This window comes from Bacillus sp. AFS059628, assembly GCF_002571225.1.
Lineage (GTDB): Bacteria > Bacillota > Bacilli > Bacillales > Bacillaceae_G > Bacillus_A.
Window position 1 is genome coordinate 1 of the sequence record NZ_NVEC01000158.1, and the last position, 3,095, is coordinate 3,095.

The following is a 3,095-nucleotide window of genomic DNA, read 5'->3' on the forward strand; positions in this document are numbered from 1 at the left end:
TTCTTTGCTTTCGCTGAATTTTGAGGTGGGGGTCTTACTGCCCATTAAACTGGGATAAAAGGAGTATGTACAGAAAATGGAAAATATTATATGTAAAGTTAAAATGAATTTTTTGGAAATATTCAAGTGAGATAGTGAATATATTAATACATTCAAGTAAGTGTATGTTATTTAGGGAGAAATGATGGGAGGAGATGCAATTTTGGCTAAAAATAATAAAAGGAATGATGCCTTGGCAATAGGTATTGGTATAGGGGTTGTAATCGGTGTGTTTCAGGGGTTCTTTACTAGTAGTTTAGTAATCGGAATTGTGTTTTTGAAGAAATAGTAAGTTTTAAATTTATTTCAAAAAATGTGCTATTAAAAGAATGAATTTTCGGAATATAAATCCTGTTTTTCCTTTTTTATGATATTATTAATAAAAAGGATGGTGAAGGATATGTCAACAAACAATCAAGTAGAACAAAAATGCTTTATTTGTGAAAAACATAGAGGAAACATTACAGTTCCAGGTGGAGCTATTTACGAAGATGAACTCGTTTATGTTGGACATGTCCATTGGGATAATGAAGAAACATACCTTGGTTATGTCATGATAGATATAAAAAGGCATGTACTTGGCCTTGCTGAATTAACGGATGAAGAAGCAAAAACGTTCGGACTTATAACAAGTAGGGTAAGTAAAGCGTTAAAAGAAAGTGAGGGAGCAGAACATATTTATGCTTTTGTTTCAGGGAATGGTGTACCACATATGCATATGCACCTCATACCGCGTTATCCAAATACACCCAAAGAGTTTTGGTCACCGACTGAAGTAGCGAAATGGAATGGTGCGCCATATGGTGACGCAGAGAAAATCCAAAAACTATGCGAAAGAATACGAAAGTATATGGTGAGTGAATATGCATATAACAAATAATAGACAATATTCATGGGTTGGAAATACAGAAATGTGCTTAGGAGAAATTTTAGTTAAACAATATGGTGACACTGTACTTGGAAAATACGGCGGGAATATAAGCGCCGGAGCAAAAAAGAACGAAGATGGCGCGTTAGTTTGGTCAAATGGTGATTGGGAATTTGCAGCTATTTTAGATGGACATAATAGTGCGGAAAGTGTTGATTTAGTAGTAAATACAATCCAAAAAGAATATGAAAATATAAAAGTAATGATGAATGAATCGATTGATACAGCATTTCGATCTGTTGAAAATCATCTACTTACAATCTTTCAATCCCCCTTATTTAAAGAAAAGTGCAAAAGAGTAAAAGGTGAAACAGCGTGCTTACTATGTGTAAGAAAAGAAAACTACATATGGTGGTTATCTATTGGCGATTGCTTAGTTTATGTATTTCATGAAGAGTTACATAAGTTAGGACAATATGCATTAAATCAACGTCACTTTTACGAATGGATTGGAAATGTAAATACCTTTGATTTATCTGTACCTTGCTATTCAACAGGAATTCGTGAATTACGTACTGGGAAGAATCGAATTGTCATGGTTACAGATGGAGTATTAGAATGCGGGGAACGACACTATGAAACACCATTAAATCTGTATAACGATATGAATAGAAATGATATAGAACTGGAAGAAAGTGTTCATCATGTATTAGAGCACGTTCATCATCAATTCGGACGAGACAGTGCAACAATTATTAGTTGGGATGTTGAAAATAAAAGAAATACTACGTATCCGAGTGATCAGCCGGATAAAAAGTAAAGGAGGGGACATCACTGCTTTTAGCTAAAGGGATTTTATTAGTATTATGGATTATATCCTTAGTTATTTTGGAAAAAGTAGTGAGAAAAAAATTAAATATACCGAAACAAACTGACTGGAATAGTAAATATGTAAACAACGCTCATAAATGGGGGACTAGGGCTCTTATCATTTCTTATATAATTGTTACGATGATATTTGCCACTTTCAATCCCATTTATATTAGTAATTTACCCATACTATTTTTAATAACTTTATACTGCTTTCAATCATATATGGAGTGGAAATATGATAAAGAATCGAGGGAGTATGTCATTTCTTTAGACACGGTTCCATTATTAATAATAACAGGAATTATGATTAATCATTTCTTTTATAACTATTGGATTTAATTATATGTAGAATAAATGGGGAGACAAAATGAAATTGTCTAAATTACGCGCTGAAGTAATGATTTTAAATGAAGATCATTCTAAAGTACTTGTTCAATGTGATGAGAATGAATTATTTTACCGTTTTCCAGGTGGTTCTATTGAATTTAGTGAAACTGCAAAAGAAGCGATAATACGAGAATTAATGGAAGAATACGATTTGAAGATTGATGTTCAAGAGTTAGCCGTTGTAAATGAGCATATTTTTGAATGGAACAATGAGAAAGGACATCACTGTACATTGATACATAGGGGGACTCTTCAAGAGAGAATGACAAATGAAATAAGACATAAAGAATATGAGGATATTATATTAACTTGGAAAAGTATAAATGAATTAAAGAAGAAGCCCACATATCCTAAAGGGATTGTAAGTTATTTAGAAGAGAATAACCGATATAGTCCACTTTATTTCTAAAAATAAATAAAGTAATAGGAGGGGGATGACAATGGACATTTCTACAATCTTGATTATTATTATTGGACTGGCTATAGGTGGTTACTTATTAGAACAGTTTTTAAGAATAAAATTAAATGTGGTGAAAAGAGGTTTCTTTGGATATAAGCATGTGAATAGTTTACATGTAAAAATAGAAATAGGGCTTATTATTATTTATGTAATAAGTAGTTGTTATTATATGTTTAAATTTGAAAACGCTAAAATGGCTTATGTCATGTTCGTTTATTTAGGGATATCATTGACTTTAAGAGCATGGATGGAATGGAAGTATGATAGAAAATCAAAAGAATATATACTGTCGATAACGGGCATGGTTACATGTATATTGATGCTCTCAATGCTCGTTTATTTCGTTCCACCTGCTGCATAATAAGGTGATTATTAATGGTACAAATAAAGAGTTAACTAATAAATAAGAAACCATTTACTACTAAATGGTTTCTTATTTAAATTCATCATTTATCCCACTTTAATGGG

General features: G+C 31.9%; 5 protein-coding genes and 1 pseudogene. All 6 read left to right on the plus strand.

The features are described from left to right. Positions 1-184 precede the first annotated feature (184 nt). On the plus strand, positions 185-328 hold the full coding sequence (locus tag COL05_RS30680; RefSeq protein ID WP_098671340.1) for a septum formation initiator: 144 nt from the start codon (positions 185-187) through the stop codon (positions 326-328). 78 nt (positions 329-406) lie between these two features. Beyond that, positions 407-919 carry an HIT family protein gene (locus COL05_RS30685; RefSeq protein ID WP_098671341.1) on the plus strand — a complete coding sequence of 171 codons (513 nt, stop codon included), beginning with the start codon at positions 407-409 and terminating at the stop codon, positions 917-919. After that, positions 903-1,727 (plus strand): PP2C family serine/threonine-protein phosphatase, encoded by an 825-nt coding sequence (locus COL05_RS30690; protein WP_098671342.1) that lies wholly within the window; start codon positions 903-905, stop codon positions 1,725-1,727. Before COL05_RS30685 ends, COL05_RS30690 begins: the two co-directional genes overlap by 17 nt. Before the next feature lie 68 nt (positions 1,728-1,795). Beyond that, complete coding sequence (locus COL05_RS30695) at positions 1,796-2,119, plus strand: DUF4181 domain-containing protein (protein WP_098671343.1); 324 nt, start codon at positions 1,796-1,798, stop codon at positions 2,117-2,119. A 28-nt stretch (positions 2,120-2,147) separates the two neighbouring features. Continuing rightward, positions 2,148-2,586, plus strand: a pseudogene (locus COL05_RS30700) (NUDIX domain-containing protein). Between the two features lie 21 nt (positions 2,587-2,607). Next, positions 2,608-2,988 (plus strand): DUF4181 domain-containing protein, encoded by a 381-nt coding sequence (locus COL05_RS30705; RefSeq protein ID WP_098671344.1) that lies wholly within the window; start codon positions 2,608-2,610, stop codon positions 2,986-2,988. Positions 2,989-3,095 lie beyond the last annotated feature (107 nt).

Excerpts from the sequence above, each read along its gene's own strand:
- COL05_RS30680 (WP_098671340.1), top strand. The coding sequence starts at position 185 with ATGGGAGGAGATGCAATTTTGGCTAAAAATAATAAAAGGAATGATGCC.
- COL05_RS30685 (WP_098671341.1), top strand. The coding sequence starts at position 407 with ATGATATTATTAATAAAAAGGATGGTGAAGGATATGTCAACAAACAAT.
- COL05_RS30690 (WP_098671342.1), top strand. The coding sequence starts at position 903 with ATGCATATAACAAATAATAGACAATATTCATGGGTTGGAAATACAGAA.
- COL05_RS30705 (WP_098671344.1), top strand. The coding sequence starts at position 2,608 with ATGGACATTTCTACAATCTTGATTATTATTATTGGACTGGCTATAGGT.